Below are 24,422 nucleotides of genomic sequence, written 5' to 3'. Positions count from 1 at the left end.
TTGGACGCCGAGTCAGGACGCCGAGTCAGGACGCTGGGTCAGGACGCCGAGTCGGGACACCGAGTCAGGACGTCGGCTCAGATGCCGAGCTTGGCGGCCTGGAGCTTGGCCACCGCCTCCTTGTCGCCCTCCAACTCGACCCGGGCGGCGTCCTGGCGGCCGAACAGAAACACCGCCAGCTCGCTCGGTTCCGCGGTGACCGTGACCACCGGGGTGCCGCGGTGCGCCACCACCGTACGGCCGTCCGGGCGGCGCAGCACCAGGCCGACCGGGGACTTACGGCCGACCGTCTTGGCGATCCGCTCGATCCGGGACCACAGCGCGTCGGCGAAGACCGGGTCGATCTCGCGCGGCTGCCAGTCCGGCTGGGCCCGGCGGACGTCCTCGGCGTGGATGTAGAACTCGACGGTGTTGGCCGCCTCATCCACCTGCTTGACGGCGAACGGCGACATCCGCGGCGGGCCCTCGCGGAAGAGCTGGATCAGCTCCTCGTGCGGCTTCGCGGCGAACTCCGCCTGGACCCGGTCCAACCGCCCGGCCAGCGGCTTGAGCAGCAGACCGGCGGCCGCGTCCGCGCGGCGCTCGCGGACCACCAGATGGGCGGCCAGGTCATGGGTGGTCCAGCCCTCGCACAGCGTCGGGGCATCGGAGCCGGCGGTCTCCAACAGGTCGGCCAGCAGCAGCCGTTCGCGCCTCGCGTGAGTGGACATACCGCCCACCCTACGGCCGCCGTCCGGCCCCCGCCACCGGCGCCGGGCCGTCGCTGTTGGGCCGCGACCACTCCTGGGCCGCGATCCCCTCTTGCTTCCCGTCAGTCTTGCGTCCCGTCACCCCGGAAGCGGCTTGGTCAGCTTCTTGCCACCCGGGCCCGAGCTGAGCGTCAGCGCGCAGGAGACCTGGTCCTCGCCCCGGATCCGGTAGGTGGCCAGCGCCGGATAGAGCGCGTAGTAGTAATACATCCGGCCGTCGTTCGGTATGGACTTCAGTCGCTTCTTGGCATCCGTCTCGCACAGCGAGAGCGCCTTGTCCTGAATGGCCTTCTCGGTGGAGAAGTCCCCGGTCAGCGTCTCGTTGGCGACCACCTCACCGTCGTGCGGACTGCTGCACCCCCGCTTCTCGATCTTCGTCACGCTGCTGTCGAGCGCGGGGTGGTCGAAGCACTCGCCGGGCTTGAGCACCGCATACGGCACCAGGTCGCCGGGGCCTCCCGACTCGGAGGCCGAGGGGGACGTACCGCCGTCGGAGGCGTCGCTGCCGCCGCCCAACGGCGCGCCCTCTCCGGGGTCCGCCGAGCCGGACGCTCCCTCGGACGGGGAGGCGGAGGCCGACGGGGAAGCCGAGGCCGAGGGGGAGTCCGACGACTTCGCGTCGGCCGACGCGGGTGCCGTCTCCTTGCCGGATGCCTCGCTCTTGTCGCCGTCGTCGCGCGTGCCGATGAGAATCCCGCCGATGACCAGCGCGCCCGCCACCACCGCGGCAATGGCTATCGCCGCGGTCCTGCCCCCGCCCGGACCAGGGCGCGGCGGCGGGGGCGGCAGCGGGCCGGGGGCAAAGGCGCCGGGCGGGAGCGCGCCCGGCGGAAGCGACCCGAAGGGCAGCGGACCGGGAGCCGGGGCGCCGGGAGGCAGTGCGCCGGCGGGCGGTCCGAAGCCGCCGGACGGCGGCAGCTGGCCCTGCGGTGCGGGCAGGCCGGGCTGCGCGGGCGGCCCGAAACCCTGCTCCGGAGGCGGCCCGAAGCCCTGTCCCTGGCTCTGCTCGGGCGGTGGCCCGAAACCTTGCTCCGGCGGCGGCCCGAACCCCCCGCCGTTTCCAGACCGGTTGGAGTCGTTCGGCGACGGCGGAAACGTCATGCCCGAAGCATGCCCCATCCCACCGACAACCGAGCCATCGGGCTCCGCGGTGGGACCCGACTTCGGCCCGATCCCTGCCCCCTGTCTCGGGGAGTGCGGAATCAGTCCCCGGAGTGGGGAGTGCAGAATGGTCGCATGACCGGCTCCGACCGCCCCTCCGCCCTCGACCCGGCCCTCGCCGCCCGCCTCAAGCGCAACGCCGACGGCCTCGTCCCCGCCATCGCCCAGCAGTACGACACCGGCGAGGTGCTGATGCTCGGCTGGATGGACGACGAGGCGCTGCACCGCACCCTCACCACCGGCCGGGCCACCTACTGGAGCCGCAGCCGCCAGGAGTACTGGGTCAAGGGCGACACCTCCGGCCACATACAACTGGTCAAGTCCGTGGCCCTCGACTGCGACGCCGACACCGTCCTGGTGAAGGTCGACCAGGTCGGCGCGGCCTGTCACACCGGCGACCGCACCTGCTTCGATTCCGACGTCCTGCCGCTCGGCCAGTAGGCTCGCCAGCCATGACCCAGGGTGCGCACACGATGGACCTCGAGACCTTCCGCAAGCTGGCGGCCGACCGCCGCGTCATCCCCGTCACCCGGCGGCTGCTCGCGGACGGCGACACCCCGGTCGGCCTGTACCGCAAGCTCGCCGCCGAGCGCCCCGGCACCTTCCTCCTGGAGTCCGCCGAGAACGGCCGGTCCTGGTCCCGCTACTCCTTCATCGGCGTACGCAGCGCCGCCACCCTCACCGAGCGTGACGGCCAGGCGCACTGGCTGGGCACCCCGCCCGTCGGCGTCCCCACCGAGGGCGATCCGCTGCAGGCGCTGCGCGCGACCATCGAGACCCTGCACACACCCCGCGACCTCGGCGGTCTTGTCCATCTGCCGCCGTTCACCGGCGGCATGGTCGGCTACCTCGGCTACGACATCGTGCGCCGCCTGGAGAAGATCGGCGAGAGCGGCCGGGACGATCTGCGGCTGCCCGAGCTGACCATGCTGCTCACCTCGGATCTCGCCGTGCTCGACCACTGGGACGGCACGGTCCTGCTGATCGCCAACGCGATCAACCACAACGACCTCGCCACGGGCGTCGACGAGGCGTACGCGGACGCCGTGGCGCGGCTCGACGCGATGGCCGCCGACCTGGCCCGCCCCGTCCCCACGGACCCCACCGCCCTTCCCGCCTCCGAGCTCCCCGAGTACACCGCTCTATGGGGCGGGCCGGACTTCATGGCGGCCGTGGAGGACATCAAGGAGCGCATCCGGGCGGGCGAGGCCTTCCAGGTCGTGCCCTCCCAGCGGTTCGAGACGCCCTGCGCGGCGAGCGCCCTGGACGTCTACCGCGTGCTGCGGGCCACTAACCCGAGCCCGTATATGTACCTCTTCCGCTTCGACGGGTTCGACGTCGTGGGCTCGAGCCCGGAGGCGCTGGTCAAGGTCGAGGACGGCCGGGCGATGGTGCACCCGATCGCCGGTACGCGCCCCCGCGGCGCCACCCCGCAGGAGGACGCCGCCCTCGGCGACGAACTCATCGCCGACCCCAAGGAGCGTGCCGAGCACCTGATGCTCGTCGACCTCGGCCGCAACGACCTCGGCCGGGTCTGCGAGCCCGGCAGCGTCGAGGTCGTCGACTTCATGTCGATCGAGCGCTACAGCCATGTCATGCACATCGTCTCCACCGTGACCGGCCGGCTCGCCGAGGGCCGTACGGCCTTCGACGTGCTCACCGCCTGCTTCCCCGCCGGCACCCTCTCCGGCGCCCCCAAGCCGCGCGCCATGCAGATCATCGAGGAGCTCGAGCCCAGCCGCCGCGGCCTGTACGGGGGCTGTGTCGGATATCTCGATTTCGCCGGCGACTCCGACACCGCGATCGCCATCCGTACGGCGCTGCTGCGGGACGGGACCGCGTACGTCCAGGCCGGCGCGGGCATCGTCGCCGACTCCGACCCGGTGGCGGAGGACGCGGAGTGCCGGAACAAGGCGGCGGCGGTGCTGCGGGCCGTGCATACGGCGGGGCGGCTGGAGCGGGGCTGAACCCGGGTTTTCGGCGTCGAATCAGGCAAACCGTATCCCCGCGGCGGGGCTGTCCGACCCGTGGGGGATAGTGGTACGCGTGAGTGCAGCAGCCGTACCCCAGCCCCGGGCCCATCACGAGCCCACCGCCTCAGCCGAGCGCGGCCGTAGACGCAGCCTCGGCGTCGCCCTGCTGTCCGGCGCGCTCGGCGCCGCGCTCGTGCTGCTGGCCACCAGCCGCACCTGGGCCAAGGGCACGGCGGCGGTCGCCAAGGGCACCCTGCCGCAGCATGCCAACGGTGACGACATCACCGGGCTGCCCGGAGCGCTGGCGGTCGTCGGCCTCGCCGCGCTCGTCGCGGTGTTCGCCGTCAAGCGCGTCGGGCGCTGGGTCGTCTCCGGACTGCTGGCCCTCAGCGGGGCGGGCATCGTGGTCAGCGCGCTGCTCGGCGCGTCCGACAAGGCGGCGCTCGAGGAGAAGGCGTCCCAGGCGACCGGCCTGGCCGACAGCGCCATCCACGACGTCGCGTACACCCCGTGGCCGTGGGTCGCCATGGTGGGCGGGCTCCTGCTGCTGCTCGCCGGGTTGCTCGCGCTGGGCTACGGCCGCCACTGGCCCGCCATGTCCGGCCGGTACGAGCGCGCGGGAGACGGCAAGGGGAGCCGCGGCCCGGCGGCGCGGGCGCGGCGCGGTGCGGCGGCCGCCGGGGATCCGGAGCGGCCCGAGGAGCTGTGGAAGGCGCTTGACCGGGGCGAGGATCCGACGGAGCGGTCGGCGGGCCGCGAGGCCTGAGCGGTTAGGACCCCCCGCTCAAGACATTTGCGCGGGTCGGGGACAATGGCGTGGGAGCGTTCGCCCCGCGCGCCCGGAACCCGGGGGCAGTAGAGCAACGAGGAGTATTCATGGCGGGTAACAACCACGGACACACCCCGGCCGCCTGGACCGGCGTCACCATCGCCTTCATCGGCTTCTGTGTCGCCGGTGCGTTTGTCGTGCTGGCCAACCCGATCGGCTTCTGGGCGGGCATGGTCGTGGTGGCCCTCGGCGGCGTGGTCGGCCTGGCGATGCGCGCGGCCGGCCTCGGCATGGTGCCGAAGCGGCAGCCCCAGGTGCAGCGGGCGGCCCAGCCGCAGGCGCAGACCCAGCAGTAGGCCGCGGCCGGGTCGGGGGCGACCCGGCAGGTCTGTTTCGAGGCGCGGCGCGGGGTCCGGGCGCTGCGGCCGTACGGTCGTAGCGCCGTACGGAGGCAGCTGCGCGGATCCTGAGCTGCGCCTTCTTGTATCCGCGGGGAGACTCGGCGATGTGACCGAGGAAACACCTGCGCCGACGGACGTTCCGGGGGACGGCCTTGGGGCCGGCGGCCGTGGGCTCGGTGGCCGTGGGGTCGGGCTGGTGCGTCGGCTGGGGGCCCCTGTGGGCGCGCTTGCGGCGGTCGTGGCCGCCTTCGCCTTCGTCGGGCTCGTCGACCCCAACGAGCCGGGCCACTACCCCGCCTGCCCGCTGCTGCGGCTCACCGGCGTGTACTGCCCCGGCTGCGGCGGGCTGCGCAGCGCGTACGCGATCGCTCATGGCGAACCGTTCACCGCGCTCGGGGCCAATGCGCTCGCCGTCCTCGGCTACCTCGGGTTCGCCGTGGTGTGGCTGCGGTGGTTCGTGGCCTGCGTACAGGGGCGGCGGACGGTGGGGGTGGCGGGGCCGGTGGTCCCGCTGCGGGCCGTACATGGGTGGGTGCTCGGCGGGGTGGTTCTCGGTTTCACGGTTATCCGGAACTTCCCCTTCGGAGGTTTCCTCACGCCGTGACCGTTGACTTGATGGGGGTACCCGTTGGTTCCGTATCGGGTTCACGGCGGCGGATTGTGCAGGTCCGCGTCAACCGGATGCGAGACCTCGGTTCTCCGCCAGATACCATCGCAGTGCCTGGTGAAGTGCTCGTCCCTCGGAGGACGACCGCTGGGCCAGTAGTGATCAGAAGCTCCATCCCCGTCCGGAAGGGGGCCGCTCGCGTGAGTGTGCTCGACGAGATCATCGACGGAGTCCGTGCCGACCTCGCGGAGCGGCAGGCGCGCGTCACCCTCGACGAGCTCAAGGAGCGGGCCGCCAAGGCACCCGAGGCCAAGGACGGCGCCGCCGCGCTCAAGGGCGACAGCGTCAAGGTGATCTGCGAAGTCAAGCGGTCCAGCCCTTCCAAGGGCGCGCTCGCCGCGATCGCCGACCCGGCCCGGCTCGCCGCCGACTACGAGGCGGGCGGCGCCGCGGTCATCAGCGTCCTCACGGAGCAGCGCCGGTTCGGCGGGTCGCTGGCCGACCTGGAGGCCGTGCGGGCCAAGGTCGACATCCCGGTGCTGCGCAAGGACTTCATCGTCACCTCGTACCAGCTGTGGGAGGCGCGGGCGTACGGCGCGGATGTCGCCCTGCTCATCGTCGCCGCGCTGGACCAGGAGGCGCTGGTCTCGCTCATCGAGCGTGCCGAATCGATCGGGCTGACGCCGCTGGTCGAGGTGCACGACGAGGAGGAGGCCGCGCGGGCGGTCGACGCGGGGGCGCGGGTGATCGGCATCAACGCGCGGAACCTGAAGACGCTCGAGGTGGACCGCGGGAACTTCGCGCGCGTCGCGCCCGAGATCCCGGACCGCATCGTGAAGATCGCGGAGTCGGGTGTGCGCGGCCCCCACGATCTGATCGCCTACGCGAACGACGGCGCGGACGCCGTGCTGGTGGGCGAGTCCCTGGTCACCGGCCGCGATCCGAAGGGCGCTGTCGCGGACCTGGTCGCGGCTGGTGCGCACCCGGCGCTGCGGCACGGGCGGGACTGAGGCCGCCATGGACACGTACGCGCGCCTGGCCCGGGGGTGCCGCCCCCGTGGCTGCCGTGCGCCCGCCAGGCGGGTGCGGGGGCGACGTGTGCGCTACCACATCGGATGCGAGCCGGGGCAGGTCAACGGGCGCCGATGGCGTGGCGCGCGTCGCGCTGCGCGCTGAGGTTGCGCGGGGTGCGCTGAGCGTTCGTGGTGGGTGCCGGGGGCGGGGCCTCCGGGGCTGTCACCCTGGACCGTATATTTACGGCGCCGCGGCAGCCGATATGCGGCTCCGCCGCGTGGCCGGAAGCGTGGTGTTGCCCGGAACTTGGCGCCACAAATACACGTAAGCGTCCAGGGCACCACCCCTGCACCCCCACCCCCTCCCGCCTCGTCGGCGACTCCCAGCCGGTGACCCCGGCCCGGGGCCGTCGCGGCTGCGGTGCGGGTGGGCTTCGCCTGATCCGGTTGAGGGCAGGCGGGCGCGCCTCCTGCAGCCGACGCGCGGCTTCCCCTCGGGTGGCTCCGATTCGGGCCTGGCCTGGTTCCGGGTGCGGGGCTGGTGGTCTCTGGCTTCCCCTCGGGTGGTGTCTGGCTTCAGATGCGGCTCGGGTGCGGGGCGGGGCGGCCTCCCGGCTGAATTCGGGCCCGGGCGACGTCTCACGTCACCCCCGGCCCGCCTGCCGGCGGCGCGCGTGCCAGTGGTGCCCGGCTCCACCGGCAGCGCCCTGACCGACGCCACCCGCCCAGCGACCGCTGGGGCCCGGGGGCGAAGCGCCCGGCGCCTCCCCGGCTACCGCTGGGGTCTGGGGGCCTGGGGCGGAGCCCCGTGCCACCTGCCCCCAGCCACCGCTGGGGTCTGGGGGCGCAGTCTCCGCCACCCTGCGCTTCCCGCAGCTCGGGAAGGGGTGGGGTAGGGGAAAGCCCCCCGCGCCCTCCCCGCGTGTGTCGCCGTCGCGTAGCGATCATCTTGGTCATTTGTCCGTTATGAGTTGTGGGGCATCCGCCCCGACTGAGGAGTACGTCAGATGCCGTCTGACTTCTTTGTTCCGGACCCGGAGGGTCATATCCCCACCGCCGAGGGGTATTTCGGCGCCTTCGGCGGCAAGTTCATCCCCGAGGCGCTGGTCGCCGCGGTGGATGAGGTCGCCGTTGAGTACGACAAGGTGAAGAGCGATCCGTCGTTCGCCGCCGAGCTCGAGGATCTGCTGGTCAACTACTCGGGGCGGCCCAGTGCCCTGACCGAGGTGCCGCGGTTCGCGGAGCATGCGGGGGGTGCGCGGATCTTTCTCAAGCGGGAGGATCTCAACCACACCGGATCCCACAAGATCAACAACGTGCTGGGCCAGGCGCTGCTCGCCAAGCGCATGGGCAAGACCCGGGTGGTCGCCGAGACCGGTGCGGGGCAGCACGGTGTGGCTACGGCCACCGCGTGTGCGCTGTTCGGGCTTGAGTGTGTCGTTTATATGGGGGAGATCGACACCGAGCGCCAGGCGCTCAACGTCGCGCGGATGCGGATCCTGGGCGCCGAGGTCATCTCCGTGAAGACCGGCAGCCGGACGCTCAAGGACGCGATCAACGAGGCGTTCCGCGACTGGGTGGCGAACGTGGACCGTACGCACTATCTGTTCGGGACCGCCGCCGGACCGCACCCGTTCCCGGCGCTGGTGCGCGACTTCCACCGGGTGATCGGCGTGGAGGCGCGGCGGCAGATCCTGGAGCGGGTGGGGCGGCTGCCGGACGCGGTCGCGGCGTGTGTGGGGGGTGGGTCGAACTCGATCGGGTTGTTTCACGCCTTCCTGAAGGACGAGTCGGTGCGGCTGTTCGGCTTTGAGCCGGCCGGGCACGGTGTGGAGACGGGGGAGCACGCGGCCACGCTGACGAAGGGGGAGCCGGGGATTCTGCACGGTTCCCGGTCGTATGTGCTGCAGGACGAGGACGGGCAGATCCTGGAGCCGTACTCGATCTCGGCCGGTCTGGACTATCCGGGGGTCGGCCCGGAGCACGCGTATCTGAAGGACACGGGGCGGGCCGAGTACCGGGCGGTCACCGATGACGCCGCGATGCAGGCGCTGCGGCTGCTGTCGCGGACCGAGGGGATCATCCCGGCGATCGAGAGCGCGCATGCCTTGGCGGGGGCGCTGGAGCTGGGGCGTGAGCTGGGCCGCGACGGGTTGGTGCTGGTCAATCTGTCGGGCCGGGGCGACAAGGACATGGACACGGCCGCGCGGTATTTCGGGCTCTATGAGGGAGAGAAGTGATGAGCGCAGAGCTGCTGGGGTCCGTGCTGGCGAAGGCCAAGGAGGAGGGGCGCGCCGCGCTCATCGGCTACTGGCCGGCCGGTTATCCGACCGTCGACGACGGCGTGCGGGCGATGACGGCGATGGTCGAGGGCGGCTGCGATGTGATCGAGGTCGGCCTGCCGTACAGCGATCCGGTGCTGGACGGCCCGGTCATCCAGACTGCCGACGACATCGCGCTGCGGGGCGGTGTTCGCATCCGCGATGTGATCCGTACGGTCGGCGAGGTGCATGCGGCGACGGGGGCGCCCGTCCTGATCATGACGTACTGGAATCCGGTGGACCGGTACGGCGTCGAGCGGTTCGCCGCCGATCTGGCCGCGGTGGGCGGGGCGGGCTGCATCCTGCCCGATCTGCCGGTCCAGGAGTCGGAGGCGTGGCGGAAGGCCGCCGAGCAGCATGGGCTGGCCACGGTCTTCGTGGTGGCCCAGAGCAGCAGTGACGAGCGGCTGGCGAAGATCACCGCGGCGGGCAGCGGCTTTGTGTACGCGGCCTCGATCATGGGCGTGACCGGCACTCGCGACTCGGTGGGGGAGGGGGCGCGGGGGCTGGTGGCGCGCACCCGTGCGACGACCTCGCTGCCGGTGTGCGTGGGCCTCGGGGTGTCCAATGCCCGGCAGGCCGCTGAGGTGGCCGAGTACGCGGACGGCGCGATCGTCGGGACCGCGTTCGTGCGGCGGCTGATGGACGCCGAGGACCTGGAGACGGGGTTCACGGGCGTCCGGGAGCTGGCCGGTGAGCTGGCGCAGGGCGTTCGCGTTCGCCGGTAGAAGTCCCCGGTAGGGGTCCCTCGATAGAGCGAATACGGGGCGGAGGGGTTCAGTGGGGCTCCTCCGCCTCGTTGTCGTGGCGTGAGCGAGAAAAACCGTGAGGCGAAGCGCAGCGCCCGGGAGCGGCTGCGGGAACAGCGAGAGAAGGACCGGGTCCGCGCCAAGCGCAGGCGCGGCCTGGGCGTGGCCGGGGCGGTGGTGGCCGTGCTCGGGGTGGCGGCCGGGGTGGGCATGGTCGCCTCGAAGAGCGGCGGGGACTCGGGGAAGTCCGGCAGCCGGGCGGTGGCCCCCCGGGGCGCGACCGGCACGGTGATCCCGACCGGGAAGGCGGGTGCGCAGAAGACGCTGACCGTGTACGAGGACTTCCGCTGCCCCGGCTGCAAGCAGTTCGAGGACGTCTTCCGCAAGACCGTGCACCAGCTGCAGGACAAGGGCCGGATGAAGGTCCGCTACCACCTGGTGACGATCATCGACGGCAATATGGGCGGCACGGGCTCGCTGTACGCGGCGAACGCGGCGGGCTGCGCGCAGGACGCCGGGAAGTATGTGGCGTACCACGATGTGCTCTACAAGAACCAGCCGTCGGAGACCAAGGACTCGTACGCGAACAAGTCGAAGCTGATCAAGCTGGCGGGCAAGGTCCCGGGGCTGGACACGGAGACGTTCCGCAGCTGCGTCGAGGAGGGCAAGCACGACGGGTGGGTGCGGAAGTCCAACAGCGTCTTCACCCGCTCGGGGTACAGCATGACGCCGACCGTTCTGCTGGACGGGAAGTCGATCTACGGGGACCCGAACAAGCCGCTGAGTCCGCGGAAGCTCAAGCGGATGGTCACCGGGAAGGGCTAGGAACCCGTGCCGTTACGGAGCCGTTGCGCCGGGCGGGTTGCCGTATTGACCGCCCGGCACGGTAGCGTCGACTCCGACATGAACCTCGCATACATTCCCAGCCCGTCGTCCGGCGTGATCTACCTCGGCCCGATCCCGCTGCGCGGCTATGCCTTCTGCATCATCCTCGGTGTCTTCGTGGCGGTCTGGCTCGGCGGCAAACGTTGGGTCAAACGGGGCGGCCAGGTCGGCACGGTCGCCGATATCGCCGTATGGGCGGTGCCCTTCGGCCTGGTCGGCGGTCGGCTGTACCACGTCATCACCGACTATGAGCTGTACTTCACCGACGGTCGCGACTGGGTGGACGCCTTCAAGATCTGGGAGGGCGGCCTCGGGATCTGGGGTGCGATCGCGATGGGCGCCCTCGGCGCCTGGATCGGCTGCCGGCGCCGGGGGATCCCGCTCCCGGCGTGGGCGGACGCGATCGCGCCGGGGATCGCCTTCGCCCAGGCGATCGGCCGTTGGGGCAACTGGTTCAACCAGGAGCTGTATGGCAAGAAGACCGATCTGCCGTGGGCGCTGAAGATCGACGCGGACCCCGACATAGGGCGCGTCGCCGGTACGTACCACCCGACGTTCCTGTACGAGTCGCTGTGGTGCGTGGGCGTGGCGCTGCTGGTGATCTGGGCGGACCGGAAGTTCAAGCTGGGCCACGGCCGGGCCTTCGCGCTGTACGTCGCCGCGTACACTGTCGGCCGCTTCTGGGTGGAGTACCTGCGGGTGGACACCGCCCACCACGTGCTGGGCATGCGGCTGAACAACTGGACGTCGATCATCGTCTTCCTGGCGGCGGTGGCCTACTTCGTGATCTCCGCGAAGAAGGCCCCCGGGCGGGAGGAGATCGTGGAGCCCGCCGCCGCAGCGGTCGAGGCCGAGCAGGCCCAGGGCGAGAGTGGCGGCGAGACCGAGCCCGAGGCTGAAGGCAAGACTGAGGCCAAGGCTGAGGTCAAGACCGAAAGCAAGACTGAGGCCAAGGCGGAGGGCAAGACCGAGTCCAAGGCCGAGCCCGGAGCCGAGGCGGAGTCGAAGCCGGAGGCCGAAGCCTCGAAGTAGCGAGCGTCACAGAGAGGCCGCCGGACCCGCACGGGTTCGGCGGCCTTTGCGTTTCCGCAGGTCAGCGAGGTAAGTTCGGCCTTCCTTGCTGGCGGAGGCAGGGAATTCGTGCGTACCTTCGAACTGTTGGGTTGAGGGCGGCCGCGCCCGCACCCCCTGAAGGGAGCGCAGATCCGTCATGTCTGTCATCGCTAGTACCGAACCTCCGCACATCGCGCACCGTGACAACCACACCCACCGCGATGTGAACGGCGGCTGGCTGCGCCCGGCCGTATTCGGTGCGATGGACGGTCTGGTCTCCAACCTCGCGCTGATGACCGGTGTCGCGGGCGGCGCCGTGGACCGCCAGACGATCGTGATCACCGGTCTTGCGGGTCTTGCCGCCGGCGCGTTCTCGATGGCGGCCGGGGAGTACACCTCCGTGGCCTCCCAGCGTGAGCTGGTGGAGGCCGAGCTGGAGGTGGAGCGGCGCGAGCTGCGCAAGCATCCAGTGGACGAGCTGGAGGAGCTGGCGGCGCTGTACGAGTCGCGGGGTGTGGAGCCCCAGCTGGCGCGTCAGGTGGCCGAGCAGCTGTCGAAGGACCCCGAGCAGGCGCTGGAGATACACGCCCGTGAGGAGCTGGGCATCGACCCGGACGATCTGCCGTCGCCGCTGGTGGCGGCGGTGTCGTCGTTCGGCTCGTTCGCGCTGGGCGCGCTGCTGCCGGTGCTGCCGTATCTGCTGGGGGCGACGGTGCTGTGGCCGGCCGTGGCGCTGGCGATGATCGGACTGTTCGCGTGCGGTGCGGTGGTGGCGCGGGTGACCGCCCGCAGCTGGTGGTTCAGCGGGCTGCGGCAGCTGGCGCTGGGCGGCGCGGCGGCCGGTGTGACATATGCCTTGGGCATATTCTTTGGTACGGCCGTGGGTTGATTTACCATACGGCGAGCCGCAAGATTACGCCGTTACTTGACGGTTTCAATCCGTTTACCGACGGGCATAACGCCGTAGCGCCGTGGGCAGCGTCGCCCGCTTCGCGCTTCGGCGGGGCGATCTTTTGATCCCCCCTTGCCTTACTTCACCCCTCGTGTCCGGTGTCCGCATGATGGAACGCGCTATCCACTTCTCGAGAAGCGACCCATCATGTAACCTGCACGAAAATTTCTTGGCGGAGGGCCAGCGTCGTCCCTCGGCACACCCAAATGCCGTATGACGACGACGGGAGAGCCGATGCGTTCCGCGTCCCACCCCGCCCGACAGGGGATGTACGACCCCCGCGATGAGCACGATGCCTGTGGCGTCGGCTTCGTGGCGACCCTCACCGGCGAGGCCAGCCATGAGCTCGTGGAGCAGGCTCTGACCGTGCTGCGCAACCTTGAGCACCGCGGAGCCACCGGTGCCGATCCCCGGTCCGGTGACGGCGCGGGCATCCTCGTCCAGGTTCCGGACGCGTTCCTCCGGACGAGTGTCAGCGGGTTCGAGCTGCCCGAGGCCGGCTCGTACGCCGTGGGCATCGCGTTCCTCCCGGACGGAGAGGCCGACGGCGCCGCTGCCGCCGGCCACATCGAGCGGATCGCCGCCGAGGAGGGCCTGACCGTCCTCGGCTGGCGCGAGGTCCCGGTCGCCCCCGACCTGCTCGGCGAGGCCGCCCGCTCCGTCATGCCGGCCTTCGCCCAGCTCTTCGTCACCGACGGCGCCAGCAGCGGGCTCGCCCTGGACCGCAAGGCGTTTGTGCTGCGCAAGCGCGCCGAGCGGGAGGCCGGGGTCTACTTCCCGTCGCTGTCCTCGCGCACCCTGGTCTACAAGGGGATGCTGACCACCGGGCAGCTGGAGCCGTTCTTCCCCGACCTGTCCGACCGCCGCTTCGCCACCGCCATCGCGCTGGTCCACTCGCGGTTCTCCACCAACACCTTCCCGAGCTGGCCGCTGGCCCACCCGTACCGTTTCGTCGCCCACAACGGCGAGATCAACACGGTCAAGGGCAACCGCAACTGGATGCGCGCCCGGGAGTCGCAGCTGGTCAGCGACCTGTTCGGGGACAAGGAGCTGGAGCGGATCTTCCCGATCTGCACCCCCGACGCCTCCGACTCCGCGACCTTCGACGAGGTCCTGGAGCTGCTGCACCTCGGCGGCCGCTCGCTGCCGCACAGCGTGCTGATGATGGTCCCCGAGGCATGGGAGAACCACCCCTCCATGGACCCGGCGCGGCGCGCCTTCTACCAGTACCACTCCACGCTGATGGAGCCCTGGGACGGCCCGGCCTGCGTCACCTTCACCGACGGCACCCAGGTCGGCGCGGTCCTGGACCGCAACGGTCTGCGGCCCGGGCGCTACTGGGTCACCGACGACGGCCTGGTCGTGCTGGCCTCCGAGGTCGGCGTGCTCGACATCGACCCGGCCAAGGTGGTGCGCAAGGGACGGCTGCAGCCCGGCCGGATGTTCCTGGTCGACACCGCCGAGCACCGCATCATCGAGGACGACGAGATCAAGGCCACGCTCGCCGCCGAGCAGCCGTACGGCGACTGGCTGGACGCGGGATTGGTCGATCTGACGGATCTGCCCGAGCGTGAGCACATCGTGCACACCCACGCCTCGGTCACCCGCCGCCAGCAGACCTTCGGCTACACCGAGGAAGAGCTGCGCGTCATCCTGGCCCCGATGGCCAAGACCGGCGCCGAGCCGATCGGCTCGATGGGCACCGACTCCCCGATCGCCGCCCTCTCCGAGCGCCCCCGGCTGCTGTTCGACTACTTCACCCAGCTGTTCGCGCAGGTCACCAACCCGCCGCTGGACGCCATCCGCGAGGAGCTGGTCACCTCGCTGATCTCCTCGCTGGGCCCGCAGGGCAATCTGCTGGAGTCGACCCCGGCCGCCTGCCGCAGCGTCACCCTGCCCTTCCCGGTGATCGACAACGATGAGCTGGCCAAGCTCATCCACATCAACGCCGACGGCGACATGCCGGGCCTGAAGGCCGCGACCCTCTCCGGCCTGTACCGGGTCGGCGGGGGCGGCGAGGCCCTTGCCGCGCGCCTCGCCGAGATCTGCGCCGAGGCCGACGCCGCCATCGAGGACGGCGCCCGGCTGATCGTGCTCTCCGACCGCCACTCGGACGCCGAGCACGCCCCGATCCCCTCCCTGCTGCTCACCTCCGCCGTCCACCACCACCTCATCGGCACCAAGCAGCGCACCCAGGTGGGCCTGCTGATCGAGGCGGGCGACGTCCGCGAGGTGCACCATGTCGCGCTGCTGATCGGCTACGGCGCCGCGGCCGTCAACCCGTACCTGGCGATGGAGTCGGTCGAGGACCTGGTCCGCGCCGGTACGTTCCTGCCGGGCGTCGAGGCCGAGACCGCGATCCGCAACCTGATCAAGGCGCTCGGCAAGGGTGTGCTGAAGGTGATGTCCAAGATGGGCATCTCCACCGTGGCCTCCTACCGCGGTGCGCAGGTCTTCGAGGCCGTCGGCCTGGACGAGTCCTTCGTGGACGGCTACTTCCACGGCACCGCCACCAAGATCGGCGGCGCGGACCTGGACGTCATCGCCCAGGAGGTCGCCGCGCGCCACGTCCAGGCGTACCCCGTCTCCGGTATCCCCTCCGCCCACCGGGCGCTGGAGATCGGCGGCGAGTACCAGTGGCGCCGCGAGGGCGAGCCGCATCTGTTCGACCCCGAGACGGTCTTCCGGCTGCAGCACGCCACCCGCTCCCGCCGCTACGACATCTTCAAGAAGTACACCGAGCGGGTGAACGGGCAGTCCGAGCGGCTGATGACGCTGCGCGGCCTGTTCGCGTTCAAGGGTGAGCGGACCTCGATCCCGATCGACGAGGTCGAGCCCGTCAGCGAGATCGTCAAGCGCTTCTCCACCGGCGCCATGTCGTACGGCTCCATCTCCAAGGAGGCGCACGAGAACCTGGCGATCGCCATGAACCAGCTGGGCGCCAAGTCCAACACCGGCGAGGGCGGCGAGGACCCGGAGCGTCTTTACGACCCGGCGCGCCGCTCGGCGATCAAGCAGGTGGCCTCCGGCCGCTTCGGCGTCACCAGCGAGTACCTGGTCAACTCCGACGACATCCAGATCAAGATGGCCCAGGGCGCCAAGCCCGGCGAGGGCGGCCAGCTGCCCGGCCACAAGGTCTACCCGTGGGTCGCCAGGACCCGGCACTCCACCCCGGGCGTCGGCCTGATCTCCCCGCCGCCGCACCACGACATCTACTCCATCGAAGACCTCGCCCAGCTGATCCACGACCTGAAGAACGCCAACCCGAAGGCGCGCATTCACGTCAAGCTGGTCTCCGAGGTCGGCGTCGGCACCGTGGCCGCGGGCGTCAGCAAGGCCCACGCCGATGTGGTGCTGATCTCCGGTCACGACGGCGGCACCGGCGCCTCCCCGCTCACCTCGCTCAAGCACGCGGGCGGCCCCTGGGAGCTCGGCCTGGCCGAGACCCAGCAGACGCTGCTGCTCAACGGCCTGCGCGACCGCATCGTGGTGCAGACCGACGGCCAGCTCAAGACCGGCCGCGACGTCGTGATCGCCGCGCTGCTCGGCGCCGAGGAGTTCGGCTTCGCGACCGCCCCGCTGGTCGTCTCCGGCTGCGTGATGATGCGCGTATGCCACCTGGACACCTGCCCGGTCGGCATCGCCACCCAGAACCCGGTGCTGCGCGAGCGGTTCAGCGGCAAGCCGGAGTTCGTGGTGAACTTCTTCGAGTTCATCGCCGAGGAGGTCCGCGAGCTCCTGGCCGAGCTGGGCTTCCGTACCCTGGATGAGGCCGTCGGCCACGCCGAGCTGCTGGACACCACCCGCGCTGTGGCGCACTGGAAGGCGCAGGGCCTGGACCTCGCCCCGCTGCTGTACGTCCCGGACCTGCCCGAGGGCGCGGTGCGCCACCAGGCGGTGGGCCAGGACCACGGCCTGGAGAAGGCGCTGGACAACGAGCTGATCAAGCTCGCGTCCGATGCGCTGAACGCGGAGAGCGCCGAGGCGGCCCAGCCGGTCCGCGCGCAGGTCGCGATCCGCAACATCAACCGGACCGTGGGCACCATGCTCGGCCACGAGGTGACCAAGAAGTTCGGCGGCGCGGGCCTGCCCGAGGACGCCATCGACATCACCTTCACCGGCTCGGCCGGCCAGTCCTTCGGCGCGTTCCTGCCGCACGGCGTCACGCTGCGCCTGGAGGGCGACGGCAACGACTACGTCGGCAAGGGCCTGTCCGGCGGCCGGGTGATCGTCCGCCCGGACCGCGGCGCCGACCACCTGACCGAGTACTCGACCATCGCGGGCAACACCCTCGGGTACGGCGCCACCGGCGGCGAGATGTTCCTGCGCGGCAGTGTCGGCGAGCGGTTCTGCGTCCGTAACTCGGGCGCGACCGTCGTCTCCGAGGGCGTGGGCGACCACGGCTGCGAGTACATGACGGGCGGCCGGGCCGTGGTGCTCGGCCCGACCGGCCGCAACTTCGCGGCGGGCATGTCCGGTGGTATCGCCTACGTCGTCGACCTGGACCGGGACAACGTCAACGCCGGCAACCTCGAGGCCGTCGAAGCGCTCGATACGGCCGACCAGCAGTGGCTGCACGACGTGGTGCGCCGCCACCACGAGGAGACCGCCTCCACCGTCGCGGGCACCCTGCTCGCCGACTGGGACGCCGCCCTGCCCCGCTTCAGCAAGATCATCCCCACCACGTACAAGGCAGTGCTCGCCGCCAAGGACGCCGCCGAGCGAGCCGGGCTCTCCGAGTCCGAGACCACCGAGAAGATGATGGAGGCGGCGACCAATGGCTGATCCCAAGGGCTTTCTGAGCACGGACCGCGAGGTCGCCAGGACCCGTCCGGTGGGCGAGCGCCTCCAGGACTGGAACGAGGTCTACGTCCCCGGTTCGCTGCTGCCGATCATCAGCAAGCAGGCCGGCCGCTGCATGGACTGCGGCATCCCGTTCTGCCACAACGGCTGTCCGCTCGGAAACCTGATCCCCGAGTGGAACGACTACGCCTACCGCGAGGACTGGCGGGAGGCCAGCGAGCGGCTGCACGCGACCAACAACTTCCCGGAGTTCACCGGGCGGCTGTGCCCCGCCCCGTGCGAGGCCGCGTGTGTGCTGGGCATCAACCAGCCCGCCGTGACCATCAAGAACGTCGAGGTCTCCATCATCGACAAGGCCTGGGAGACGGGCGACGTCACCCCGCAGCCGCCCGAGCGGCTGTCCGGCAAGACCGTCGCCGTCATCGGCTCCGGGCCGGCCGGCCTGGCCGCCGCCCAGCAGCTGACCCGGGCCGGCCACACGGTCGCGGTGTACGAGCGCGCCGACCGCATCGGCGGGCTGCTGCGCTACGGCATCCCCGAGTTCAAGATGGAAAAGCGCCACATCAACCGGCGGATCGAGCAGATGCGCGCGGAGGGCACCAAGTTCCGCACCGGTGTGGAGATCGGCCGCGACATCGACGCCGCCAAGCTGCGCAAGCGCTACGACGCCGTGGTCATCGCGGCCGGCGCCACCACCGCCCGCGATCTGCCGGCGCCCGGGCGCGAGCTGACGGGCGTGTACCAGGCCATGGAGTATCTGCCGCTGGCCAACAAGGTGCAGGAGGGCGACTACGTCACCGCCCCGATCAGCGCCGAGGGCAAGCACGTCGTGGTGATCGGCGGCGGCGACACCGGCGCGGACTGCGTCGGCACCGCCCACCGCCAGGGCGCCGCCTCGGTCACCCAGCTGGAGATCATGCCGCGGCCGGGCGACGAGCGCTCCGCGGCACACCCCTGGCCGACCTTCCCGATGCTCTACAAGGTCACCTCCGCGCACGAAGAGGGCGGCGAGCGGGTCTACTCCGTCTCCACCACCCACTTCGAGGGCGATGAGGACGGCAATGTGCAGTGGCTCCACCTGATCGAGGTGGAGTTCAAGGACGGCAAGCTGGAGCAGAAGCCGGGCACCGAGCGGAAGATCCCGGCCCAGCTGGTCACCCTGGCCATGGGCTTCACCGGTACCGACCAGGAGAACGGCCTGGTCCAGCAGTTCGGCCTGGAGCTGGACGCCCGCGGCAACGTCGCCCGCGACGCGGACTTCGCCACCAACGTGGACGGCGTCTTCGTGGCCGGCGACGCGGGCCGCGGCCAGTCGCTGATCGTCTGGGCCATCGCCGAGGGCCGCTCGGCGGCCCGCGGAGTGGACCGCTTCCTGGCCGGGACCAGCGCCCTGCCCGCCCCGATTCGCCCGACGGACCGCGCCCTGGCCGTCTGATCAGGTAACTCAACCTCAGGACTCCGCCCGTACAACGGCGTACGGACCGGGCGCACGGCGCCCGCCCCCTTCCCGACCGGGGGCGGGCGTCGTGTGGTTTTACGCGCCTGCCGCCACCTGCCGCACCTGGCGCCACCTGCTCGCCTTGACTTTGCCCGGGAACGTCACACCGGCCTCGTCCACCAGTTCAGGACTGATCTCCTTGGTCAACACGCCGAGCCGGACATGTTGGTTGATCCACGAGGGTCGGGGTGAAGCGCATGTGAAAGCGAGGGCGTCTGGCCAGCCACGTCCTGATGGCGGGCCTTTTGTGGTTGCCGTAGTTGTCACAGATCAGCTGGAGACCGCTACGTCCTCTACTGCTTCCTATTCATTGCTCGGAGTTGAGCATCGAGGTCGGATAATTCGCTCTCCGCACCGGCAGAGTTGACGGGTGCTGGAGTCCTGGTCCAGGAGCAGTCCGGACCGTTGGCGATCGGCACGATCGGAGAGGATCTGCTTCACCCGCGTGTGCGGGGTGTACAGGGTGATGTCGGGGTCACCATCTCGCTGCTCGATGTTGATCGCTCCGGCGTGGTCTGCTTGCCATACCGCCCCGCACTCGGTGCAGTAAAGCCGGTCCCCTTTGCGGACACCGAGGATGTCCGTGAAGGGGACGGCTTGCGAGGTATAGGCAGCGTTGACCAGCCGCACCGCAGAACCTCTGCGGTCCGACACAGTCGCCAGCGCCTCGGCTGTGATGCCCTTGGTCCAGGCAGCCAGGCGCCGGTTGGTGTTCTTTCCCAGCTTCTTCCGGCTGGAGAACGTCTTCGTCAGGTCTTCGGCCACGATGACGCCGGCCTTGTCGACGACCGCGTGCACGGCCTTGAACGTGATGTCACGCACCCGGCACTTCCATGCCACTGTGCGGCGGTCGCGCTTGATGGTGCCGAGGTTGCTGTCCCTGATCCGCTTCGCTTTCGCCCAGTCGCCGCGTTTCTCCGCCTTCTCCGCGATGGCGCGGAGCTTGGCCCGCCGCTGTCCCTTGACCTTGCGGTAGTCCGACACGCTGGTGAGGAGTTCGCCGAGCTCGGTACCGTGGTGCTCGCCGTCGGAGTCGGTCAGGGCCTCGGTGTAGCCCTTGTCCACGCCGACCTTCCGGCTACCGCACGGCCGCTGGGAGGACTTCATACCGGCTGCGTCGATGGCGTAGTGCACCTCGACCCGGCCCGCCCGGAGGATCAACCTGAGTGTGCCTGTGGGGGCAATGGTGGTGTTCAGGGGGATCTTGACCAGCTGGCGTCGCTGGAGTCCGGGCACCGCGAGCCAGACGTTGCTGCCCGGGGTCAGGGTGAAAGTGCGGTACTGATCGCAGCGCACGACGATCTGATTCGCGGTCTTGTTCCTGCCGCGCCGCCAGTGCTTACGCATCATCCGGCGCAGGTACGGCTCGCTCGTCCACTGGTCGCGCTTCAGCGCCGTGTACAGGCGCTTCTTCTCGGCGTCAGAGACGTCCAGCCTGCTGATAGCCCGCCGGACTTTTGCCTTGGCGGCCTCACGGCCTGCGGTGATGTCGGCGACCGCATCCCGCACGGTCTCCTTCCACGCGTTCGCCAGCAGCCCGAAGCCGGTCGCCGTACCATCGGCCATCCACTGGTCCCGGATCGTGCGGTCCTTGATGCCGACACCGGCTACGGAGCCGTACCGGCGCCACGCCAGCGAACGTACCCGGCCGAGGCGGACGGCCTGTTCTTCGAGCTGGACGTACTTACCGTGGTTGAGGTTCTTCGAGTAGGCGACGCGTGTGACCTTCACCGGCCACCGCCGGCAAGTTCGTCCCTGAGTGTCTTCTCGTAGCGGCGCAGTCCGTGCAGGCGGTTGGAGAAGGTGTGCACGATCGCCAGGAGGTCCTGCATCATCTCTTCTTGCGGAGACAGCGACTCCTGGTTCGCCACGATGATCTCGCAGCCGTTCTTGCCCGCGACGTGTTCCAGGTACTCGAAGCCGAACCGGGCAAGCCGGTCCTTGTGCGCGATGACCAGCGTGCCGACTTCGCCCCGCTCGATCGCGTCCATCAGAGCAAGGAACTTCTTCCGTTGCAGGTCCATGCCGCCGCCGACCTCGCGAACCCACTCATCGACAGCAAGGCCCCGACCCCGGCAGAACTCCTCCATCGCCTCCACCTGCGAGGCGAGGTCGCCCTTCTGCCCAGGCGAGGACACCCGGCAGTACACAACCGTCTTGCGAGCCGACTCGTCGAAGCCGGGCTGCAAGACACGGCGCACGTCGGCGTCGGTGAAGTACCGCTGCCCGGAAGCGGTCCGACGCGCCACGATACGGCCTTCCCTCTCCCACCGCCGCACGGTGGAAGGGGAACGCCCAATGCGCTGCGCGAACTCGCCGATCCGATATATGACGACCAACATACACAACTCTGAGCATGAGTGGGCAAGGATTCACCACCACTAGACGTCACCTCCTACGCCGGATTCGCCCTGCTGGCGGGCGCCGGGCTCGAGGCCGCGCTGCGCGCCGTCCCGTATCCGAAGGCCGCGGCCGCGGTGCTCGCCGCCGTCGCGGTGACCGCCCTGCTGCTGTACTCGATCCAGCTGCGGACGCCGCAGAGCCGTCTGGACGACCCGATGGCCGCGGCGCGCGCCGTACGGGAGCTGACCCGGCCCGGGGACGGGGTGCTGTTCATGCCCGCGCGGCGGCGCGAGCCCATCCTGTCGAGCCCGGGGGAGTTCCGCGGCCTGAAGGAACTGGCCCTGGCCCGGCACGCGGCGCCCTCCGGAACCCTGCACGGCATCGAGCTGCCCGCGCCCCGTATCCGCGCCCGCATGCTGACCGTCCAGCGGATCGCCGTGGTGATGGACCCGCCAGGCCGGCCGCTGGACGACACCCCCCAGGAGCGGATGAAGCGCGAAGTCCTCGACGGCTCCTTCCGCCGCTGCGCCGAGCGGGAGGTCCGGGGGATGGTGGTCGTCCTCTACGCCCGCCCGGGCGCCTGCTGACCCCGGGCGCGTGCTGACCGGGCGCCTGCTCACCGGGCGCCTGCTCACCGGGTGCGGCAGGCCACGGTGGACCTGCCGCGCCCAGACCCCTACTTCTCGTCCTCGACCAGGCGGGCGGGGAAGCCGCCGGTGGCGATCGGGCCCCAGCGCTCCGGGGTGATCCGGATCAGCGACTTGCCCTGCTTGACCATGGCGGCCCGGTACTCGTCCCAGTCCGGGTGCTCGCCCGCGATATTGCGGTAGTACTCGACCAGCGGCTCCACGGACTCGGGGGTGTCGATCACCTCGGCGGTGCCGTCGATCTGCACCCACGGCCCGTTCCACTCGTCGGAGAGCACCATGACGCTGACGGCCGCCTCGCGCCGTACGTTGCGGACCTTGGCGCGCTCGGGGTAGGTCGACACGACGACGTGCCCCGCGTCGTCGACGCCGCACGTCAGCGGCGAGGCCTGCGGCGAGCCGTCGGCCCGGCGGGTCATCAGGATGGCGCGGTGGCGCGGCCGTACGAATTCCAGCAGTTCGTCGAGGCCGACCCGGGTGTTGGTGGCGATGGAGGGGCTCATGCGGCCGAGCCTACGGCGTCGGGCGCGCGGTGCGGCATGCACCGGTCAGGTGTCGCACTCCAGCACCGTGCGGCACAGCCCGCAGCGGGCCCGCATTCGGCCGCGCACCGGGACCCGGATGCGCTGCCGGCAGGTCGGGCAGGGGAACGAGACGCGCAGCGGGGAGCCTCTTTCGAAGGCGTATCCGGCCGGGCCGACCGGCGGCGGCGCCTCGGGGTCGGCTTGTGCGAACCGGCGGTCCCGCGCATAGCGGCGGCGGCCCGCCCAGCCGCTCGCGGCCAGCGGCGGCTGCCGCTCGTCGCCGCGCGCCATGTCCAGGCCCTTGCCGTACGCCTCGTACGCCTGCGGGCTGGTGAACCAGATGGCGGGGTCCTCGCCGAACGCCAGCGCCCGCTTGGCCAGGACGTATCCGAACTCCTCCGGGGTCAGATAGCCGAGCTTCTGGCTGGAGACGGAGTCCTGGCGGAACGCGTCGAGCAGCAGCCAGCCCGCGCCGAGGTAGGCGGCGGTGGTGTCGGTGAGGATCTCGTTGGCGCGGGTGCCGGGGAACGACAGGTCGAGCCGGTGCAGATAGACGTGGGTGACCTCGTGGGCGAGCGCCGCGCCGATGTCCCGGCGGTGGGTCTTGAAGCGGGAGTTGAGCTCGATGAAGTACTCCGGTCCGGCGGCCAGCTCGATGTTTCCCGCGTGCCGCATCTCGCGGAAGCTGACGATCATGCGCGCGTCCGGGAGGCGCAGCTGCCGCACCATGACCCGGGCGACGCGCTGGACGCCGAGGTAGAGATCGTCCTGGTCGCAGAAGGCCACATCGCCGGGGGCCACGCTCAGCTCGTAGGTCCGCACCCCGTCGTACGACAGCCGCTTGTAGAGCGCGGTGAGCGCGGCCCGGACGGTGTCCAGGTGCGGGAATCCGTGCTCGATGTCGCTGCCCGGTGCCGCCACGCCGTCACCCCGTAGCCGTTGTGATGCCCCCTGACTCGTGTCCCCCTGATTCAACTCTACGGGCGCCGGACCCGGTCGCGCCGCAGGCCGGGCCGATCGGTGTGGCCGACGGGTGTGGCCGGAAAGCGACCCTTGTCAGGCCGATCGGTGCGTCCAGATAATCGCAACGCTGCTTGGCATGAGCCTGGCAAGTAGCTCAACCCCCCACGAAAGGAACTCCGTTGCGGAATCTCCGGAAGCCCGTGAAGAGATCAGCCGCCGTCGGAGCGGTCGCGCTCGCCGCGTTCAGCCTGATGCCCGGCACCTCCCTGGCCCAGGCCAAGAGCGCCGAGCCCGGCCCCTCCGTCGTCGGCGGCACCCGCGCCGCCCAGGGTGAATTCCCCTTCATGGTGCGGCTGTCCATGGGCTGCGGCGGCGCACTGTACACCCAGGACATCGTGCTCACCGCCGCCCACTGCGTCGACGGCAGCGGCGCCAACACCTCCATCACCGCCACCGCCGGCGTGGTGGACCTGCAGAGCTCCAGCGCCGTCAAGGTCAAGTCCACCCGGGTGCTGCAGGCCCCGGGCTACAACGGCACCGGCAAGGACTGGGCGCTGATCAAGCTCGCCCAGCCCATCAACCAGCCCACCCTGAAGATCGCCGAGACCACCGCCTACAACAAGGGCGACTTCACGGTGGCGGGCTGGGGCGCCGCCGTCGAGGGCGGCGGCCAGCAGCGCTACCTGCTGAAGGCCACCGTGCCGTTCGTGGACGACGCCACCTGTAAGTCGGCGTACAGCGATCTCGTCGCCGGCGAGGAGATCTGCGCCGGAATCATGGCCACCGGCGGCGTCGACACCTGCCAGGGCGACTCCGGCGGCCCGATGTTCCGCAAGGACGACTCCGGCGCGTTTATCCAGGTCGGCATCGTCAGCTGGGGCGAGGGCTGTGCCCGCCCCGGCAAGCCCGGCGTCTACACCGAGGTGAGCACCTTCGCCAAGGACATCAAGGCGGGCGCCACCCAGCTCGGCGGCTGACCCACCGCCCCGGGGCCGGCTCCCCGCCGGCCCC

22 protein-coding genes are annotated in these 24,422 nt (G+C 70.7%); 16 read left to right on the top strand and 6 right to left on the bottom strand.

Annotated elements, in window-relative coordinates; translation table 11 throughout:
- Nucleotides 1-77 precede the first annotated feature (77 nt).
- Nucleotides 78-710, bottom strand: coding sequence for a TIGR03085 family metal-binding protein (locus ACWDSL_RS20550; RefSeq protein WP_450487323.1), 633 nt, complete (start codon nucleotides 708-710; stop codon nucleotides 78-80).
- Nucleotides 711-827: 117 nt separating this feature from the next.
- A complete protein-coding gene (locus ACWDSL_RS20545) occupies nucleotides 828-1,850 on the bottom strand; it encodes a hypothetical protein (protein ID WP_450487321.1) in 1,023 nt (340 codons plus the stop codon).
- Between the two features lie 135 nt (nucleotides 1,851-1,985).
- Between ACWDSL_RS20545 and hisI the strand changes: the two genes are divergently transcribed.
- The 14 genes from hisI (at nucleotide 1,986) to ACWDSL_RS20475 (ending at nucleotide 18,871) form a co-directional block, all read left to right on the top strand.
- Nucleotides 1,986-2,351: a phosphoribosyl-AMP cyclohydrolase gene (gene hisI, locus ACWDSL_RS20540; RefSeq protein ID WP_385628309.1), complete on the top strand. Its 366-nt coding sequence runs from the start codon at nucleotides 1,986-1,988 to the stop codon at nucleotides 2,349-2,351.
- Between the two features lie 11 nt (nucleotides 2,352-2,362).
- The gene (locus ACWDSL_RS20535) at nucleotides 2,363-3,877 is read left to right on the top strand and encodes an anthranilate synthase component I (RefSeq protein ID WP_450487319.1); all 1,515 of its coding nucleotides are present in this window, start codon (nucleotides 2,363-2,365) and stop codon (nucleotides 3,875-3,877) included.
- Nucleotides 3,878-3,956: 79 nt separating this feature from the next.
- A complete protein-coding gene (locus ACWDSL_RS20530) occupies nucleotides 3,957-4,649 on the top strand; it encodes a TIGR02234 family membrane protein (RefSeq protein WP_450487317.1) in 693 nt (230 codons plus the stop codon).
- A 110-nt stretch (nucleotides 4,650-4,759) separates the two neighbouring features.
- Entirely contained in the window at nucleotides 4,760-5,008 is a 249-nt protein-coding gene (locus ACWDSL_RS20525) for an HGxxPAAW family protein (protein ID WP_450487315.1), read from the top strand.
- Nucleotides 5,009-5,246: 238 nt separating this feature from the next.
- On the top strand, nucleotides 5,247-5,657 hold the full coding sequence (locus ACWDSL_RS20520) for a DUF2752 domain-containing protein (protein WP_450487388.1): 411 nt from the start codon (nucleotides 5,247-5,249) through the stop codon (nucleotides 5,655-5,657).
- Nucleotides 5,658-5,860: 203 nt separating this feature from the next.
- Nucleotides 5,861-6,670 (top strand): indole-3-glycerol phosphate synthase TrpC, encoded by an 810-nt coding sequence (gene trpC, locus ACWDSL_RS20515; RefSeq protein WP_450487313.1) that lies wholly within the window; start codon nucleotides 5,861-5,863, stop codon nucleotides 6,668-6,670.
- Nucleotides 6,671-6,677: 7 nt separating this feature from the next.
- The gene (gene trpM / locus ACWDSL_RS20510) at nucleotides 6,678-6,836 is read left to right on the top strand and encodes a tryptophan biosynthesis modulator TrpM (protein ID WP_450487311.1); all 159 of its coding nucleotides are present in this window, start codon (nucleotides 6,678-6,680) and stop codon (nucleotides 6,834-6,836) included.
- 844 nt (nucleotides 6,837-7,680) lie between these two features.
- Nucleotides 7,681-8,913: a tryptophan synthase subunit beta gene (trpB, locus tag ACWDSL_RS20505; RefSeq protein WP_450487309.1), complete on the top strand. Its 1,233-nt coding sequence runs from the start codon at nucleotides 7,681-7,683 to the stop codon at nucleotides 8,911-8,913.
- Nucleotides 8,913-9,722 (top strand): tryptophan synthase subunit alpha, encoded by an 810-nt coding sequence (gene trpA, locus ACWDSL_RS20500; protein ID WP_450487307.1) that lies wholly within the window; start codon nucleotides 8,913-8,915, stop codon nucleotides 9,720-9,722. The genes trpB and trpA overlap by 1 nt, the downstream gene beginning before the upstream one ends.
- 81 nt (nucleotides 9,723-9,803) lie before the next feature.
- On the top strand, nucleotides 9,804-10,568 hold the full coding sequence (locus ACWDSL_RS20495; protein WP_450487305.1) for a DsbA family protein: 765 nt from the start codon (nucleotides 9,804-9,806) through the stop codon (nucleotides 10,566-10,568).
- A gap of 78 nt (nucleotides 10,569-10,646) precedes the next feature.
- The gene (lgt, locus tag ACWDSL_RS20490) at nucleotides 10,647-11,660 is read left to right on the top strand and encodes a prolipoprotein diacylglyceryl transferase (protein ID WP_450487303.1); all 1,014 of its coding nucleotides are present in this window, start codon (nucleotides 10,647-10,649) and stop codon (nucleotides 11,658-11,660) included.
- Between the two features lie 178 nt (nucleotides 11,661-11,838).
- Nucleotides 11,839-12,570 carry a VIT1/CCC1 transporter family protein gene (locus ACWDSL_RS20485; protein WP_450487301.1) on the top strand — a complete coding sequence of 244 codons (732 nt, stop codon included), beginning with the start codon at nucleotides 11,839-11,841 and terminating at the stop codon, nucleotides 12,568-12,570.
- A gap of 330 nt (nucleotides 12,571-12,900) precedes the next feature.
- A complete protein-coding gene (gene gltB, locus ACWDSL_RS20480; protein WP_450487386.1) occupies nucleotides 12,901-17,418 on the top strand; it encodes a glutamate synthase large subunit in 4,518 nt (1,505 codons plus the stop codon).
- Entirely contained in the window at nucleotides 17,411-18,871 is a 1,461-nt protein-coding gene (locus ACWDSL_RS20475; RefSeq protein ID WP_450487299.1) for a glutamate synthase subunit beta, read from the top strand. Before gltB ends, ACWDSL_RS20475 begins: the two co-directional genes overlap by 8 nt.
- 366 nt (nucleotides 18,872-19,237) lie before the next feature.
- On the opposite strand, the gene ACWDSL_RS20470 is transcribed toward ACWDSL_RS20475, so the two are convergent.
- Together ACWDSL_RS20470 and ACWDSL_RS20465 are read right to left on the bottom strand one after the other, a co-directional pair.
- On the bottom strand, nucleotides 19,238-20,665 hold the full coding sequence (locus tag ACWDSL_RS20470) for a zinc ribbon domain-containing protein (RefSeq protein WP_450487297.1): 1,428 nt from the start codon (nucleotides 20,663-20,665) through the stop codon (nucleotides 19,238-19,240).
- On the bottom strand, nucleotides 20,662-21,276 hold the full coding sequence (locus ACWDSL_RS20465; RefSeq protein ID WP_450487295.1) for an IS607 family transposase: 615 nt from the start codon (nucleotides 21,274-21,276) through the stop codon (nucleotides 20,662-20,664). The genes ACWDSL_RS20470 and ACWDSL_RS20465 overlap by 4 nt, the downstream gene beginning before the upstream one ends.
- Before the next feature lie 18 nt (nucleotides 21,277-21,294).
- Here ACWDSL_RS20465 and ACWDSL_RS20460 point away from each other — a divergent pair, with 18 nt between their 5' ends.
- On the top strand, nucleotides 21,295-21,864 hold the full coding sequence (locus ACWDSL_RS20460) for a hypothetical protein (RefSeq protein WP_450487293.1): 570 nt from the start codon (nucleotides 21,295-21,297) through the stop codon (nucleotides 21,862-21,864).
- Between the two features lie 89 nt (nucleotides 21,865-21,953).
- Here the strand turns inward: ACWDSL_RS20460 and ACWDSL_RS20455 are convergent, their stop codons facing one another.
- Nucleotides 21,954-22,427, bottom strand: a complete 474-nt coding sequence (locus ACWDSL_RS20455) for a PPOX class F420-dependent oxidoreductase (protein ID WP_450487291.1) — start codon at nucleotides 22,425-22,427, stop codon at nucleotides 21,954-21,956.
- 45 nt (nucleotides 22,428-22,472) lie between these two features.
- Entirely contained in the window at nucleotides 22,473-23,369 is an 897-nt protein-coding gene (locus ACWDSL_RS20450; protein ID WP_450487289.1) for a hypothetical protein, read from the bottom strand.
- Nucleotides 23,370-23,590: 221 nt separating this feature from the next.
- On the opposite strand from ACWDSL_RS20450, the gene ACWDSL_RS20445 reads away from it, so the two are divergent.
- Nucleotides 23,591-24,388 (top strand): S1 family peptidase, encoded by a 798-nt coding sequence (locus tag ACWDSL_RS20445; RefSeq protein WP_450487287.1) that lies wholly within the window; start codon nucleotides 23,591-23,593, stop codon nucleotides 24,386-24,388.
- Nucleotides 24,389-24,422: the final 34 nt, after the last annotated feature.

It is taken from the genome of Streptomyces sp. NPDC000941 (genome assembly GCF_053599555.1).
This window is presented reverse-complemented; position numbering and strand designations above follow the sequence as displayed.

Excerpts from the sequence above, each read along its gene's own strand:
- ACWDSL_RS20550 (WP_450487323.1), bottom strand. The coding sequence starts at position 710 with ATGTCCACTCACGCGAGGCGCGAACGGCTGCTGCTGGCCGACCTGTTG.
- ACWDSL_RS20545 (WP_450487321.1), bottom strand. The coding sequence starts at position 1,850 with ATGACGTTTCCGCCGTCGCCGAACGACTCCAACCGGTCTGGAAACGGC.
- hisI (WP_385628309.1), top strand. The coding sequence starts at position 1,986 with ATGACCGGCTCCGACCGCCCCTCCGCCCTCGACCCGGCCCTCGCCGCC.
- ACWDSL_RS20535 (WP_450487319.1), top strand. The coding sequence starts at position 2,363 with ATGACCCAGGGTGCGCACACGATGGACCTCGAGACCTTCCGCAAGCTG.
- ACWDSL_RS20525 (WP_450487315.1), top strand. The coding sequence starts at position 4,760 with ATGGCGGGTAACAACCACGGACACACCCCGGCCGCCTGGACCGGCGTC.
- trpM (WP_450487311.1), top strand. The coding sequence starts at position 6,678 with ATGGACACGTACGCGCGCCTGGCCCGGGGGTGCCGCCCCCGTGGCTGC.
- trpB (WP_450487309.1), top strand. The coding sequence starts at position 7,681 with ATGCCGTCTGACTTCTTTGTTCCGGACCCGGAGGGTCATATCCCCACC.
- trpA (WP_450487307.1), top strand. The coding sequence starts at position 8,913 with ATGAGCGCAGAGCTGCTGGGGTCCGTGCTGGCGAAGGCCAAGGAGGAG.
- lgt (WP_450487303.1), top strand. The coding sequence starts at position 10,647 with ATGAACCTCGCATACATTCCCAGCCCGTCGTCCGGCGTGATCTACCTC.
- ACWDSL_RS20485 (WP_450487301.1), top strand. The coding sequence starts at position 11,839 with ATGTCTGTCATCGCTAGTACCGAACCTCCGCACATCGCGCACCGTGAC.
- gltB (WP_450487386.1), top strand. The coding sequence starts at position 12,901 with ATGTACGACCCCCGCGATGAGCACGATGCCTGTGGCGTCGGCTTCGTG.
- ACWDSL_RS20475 (WP_450487299.1), top strand. The coding sequence starts at position 17,411 with ATGGCTGATCCCAAGGGCTTTCTGAGCACGGACCGCGAGGTCGCCAGG.
- ACWDSL_RS20465 (WP_450487295.1), bottom strand. The coding sequence starts at position 21,276 with ATGTTGGTCGTCATATATCGGATCGGCGAGTTCGCGCAGCGCATTGGG.
- ACWDSL_RS20455 (WP_450487291.1), bottom strand. The coding sequence starts at position 22,427 with ATGAGCCCCTCCATCGCCACCAACACCCGGGTCGGCCTCGACGAACTG.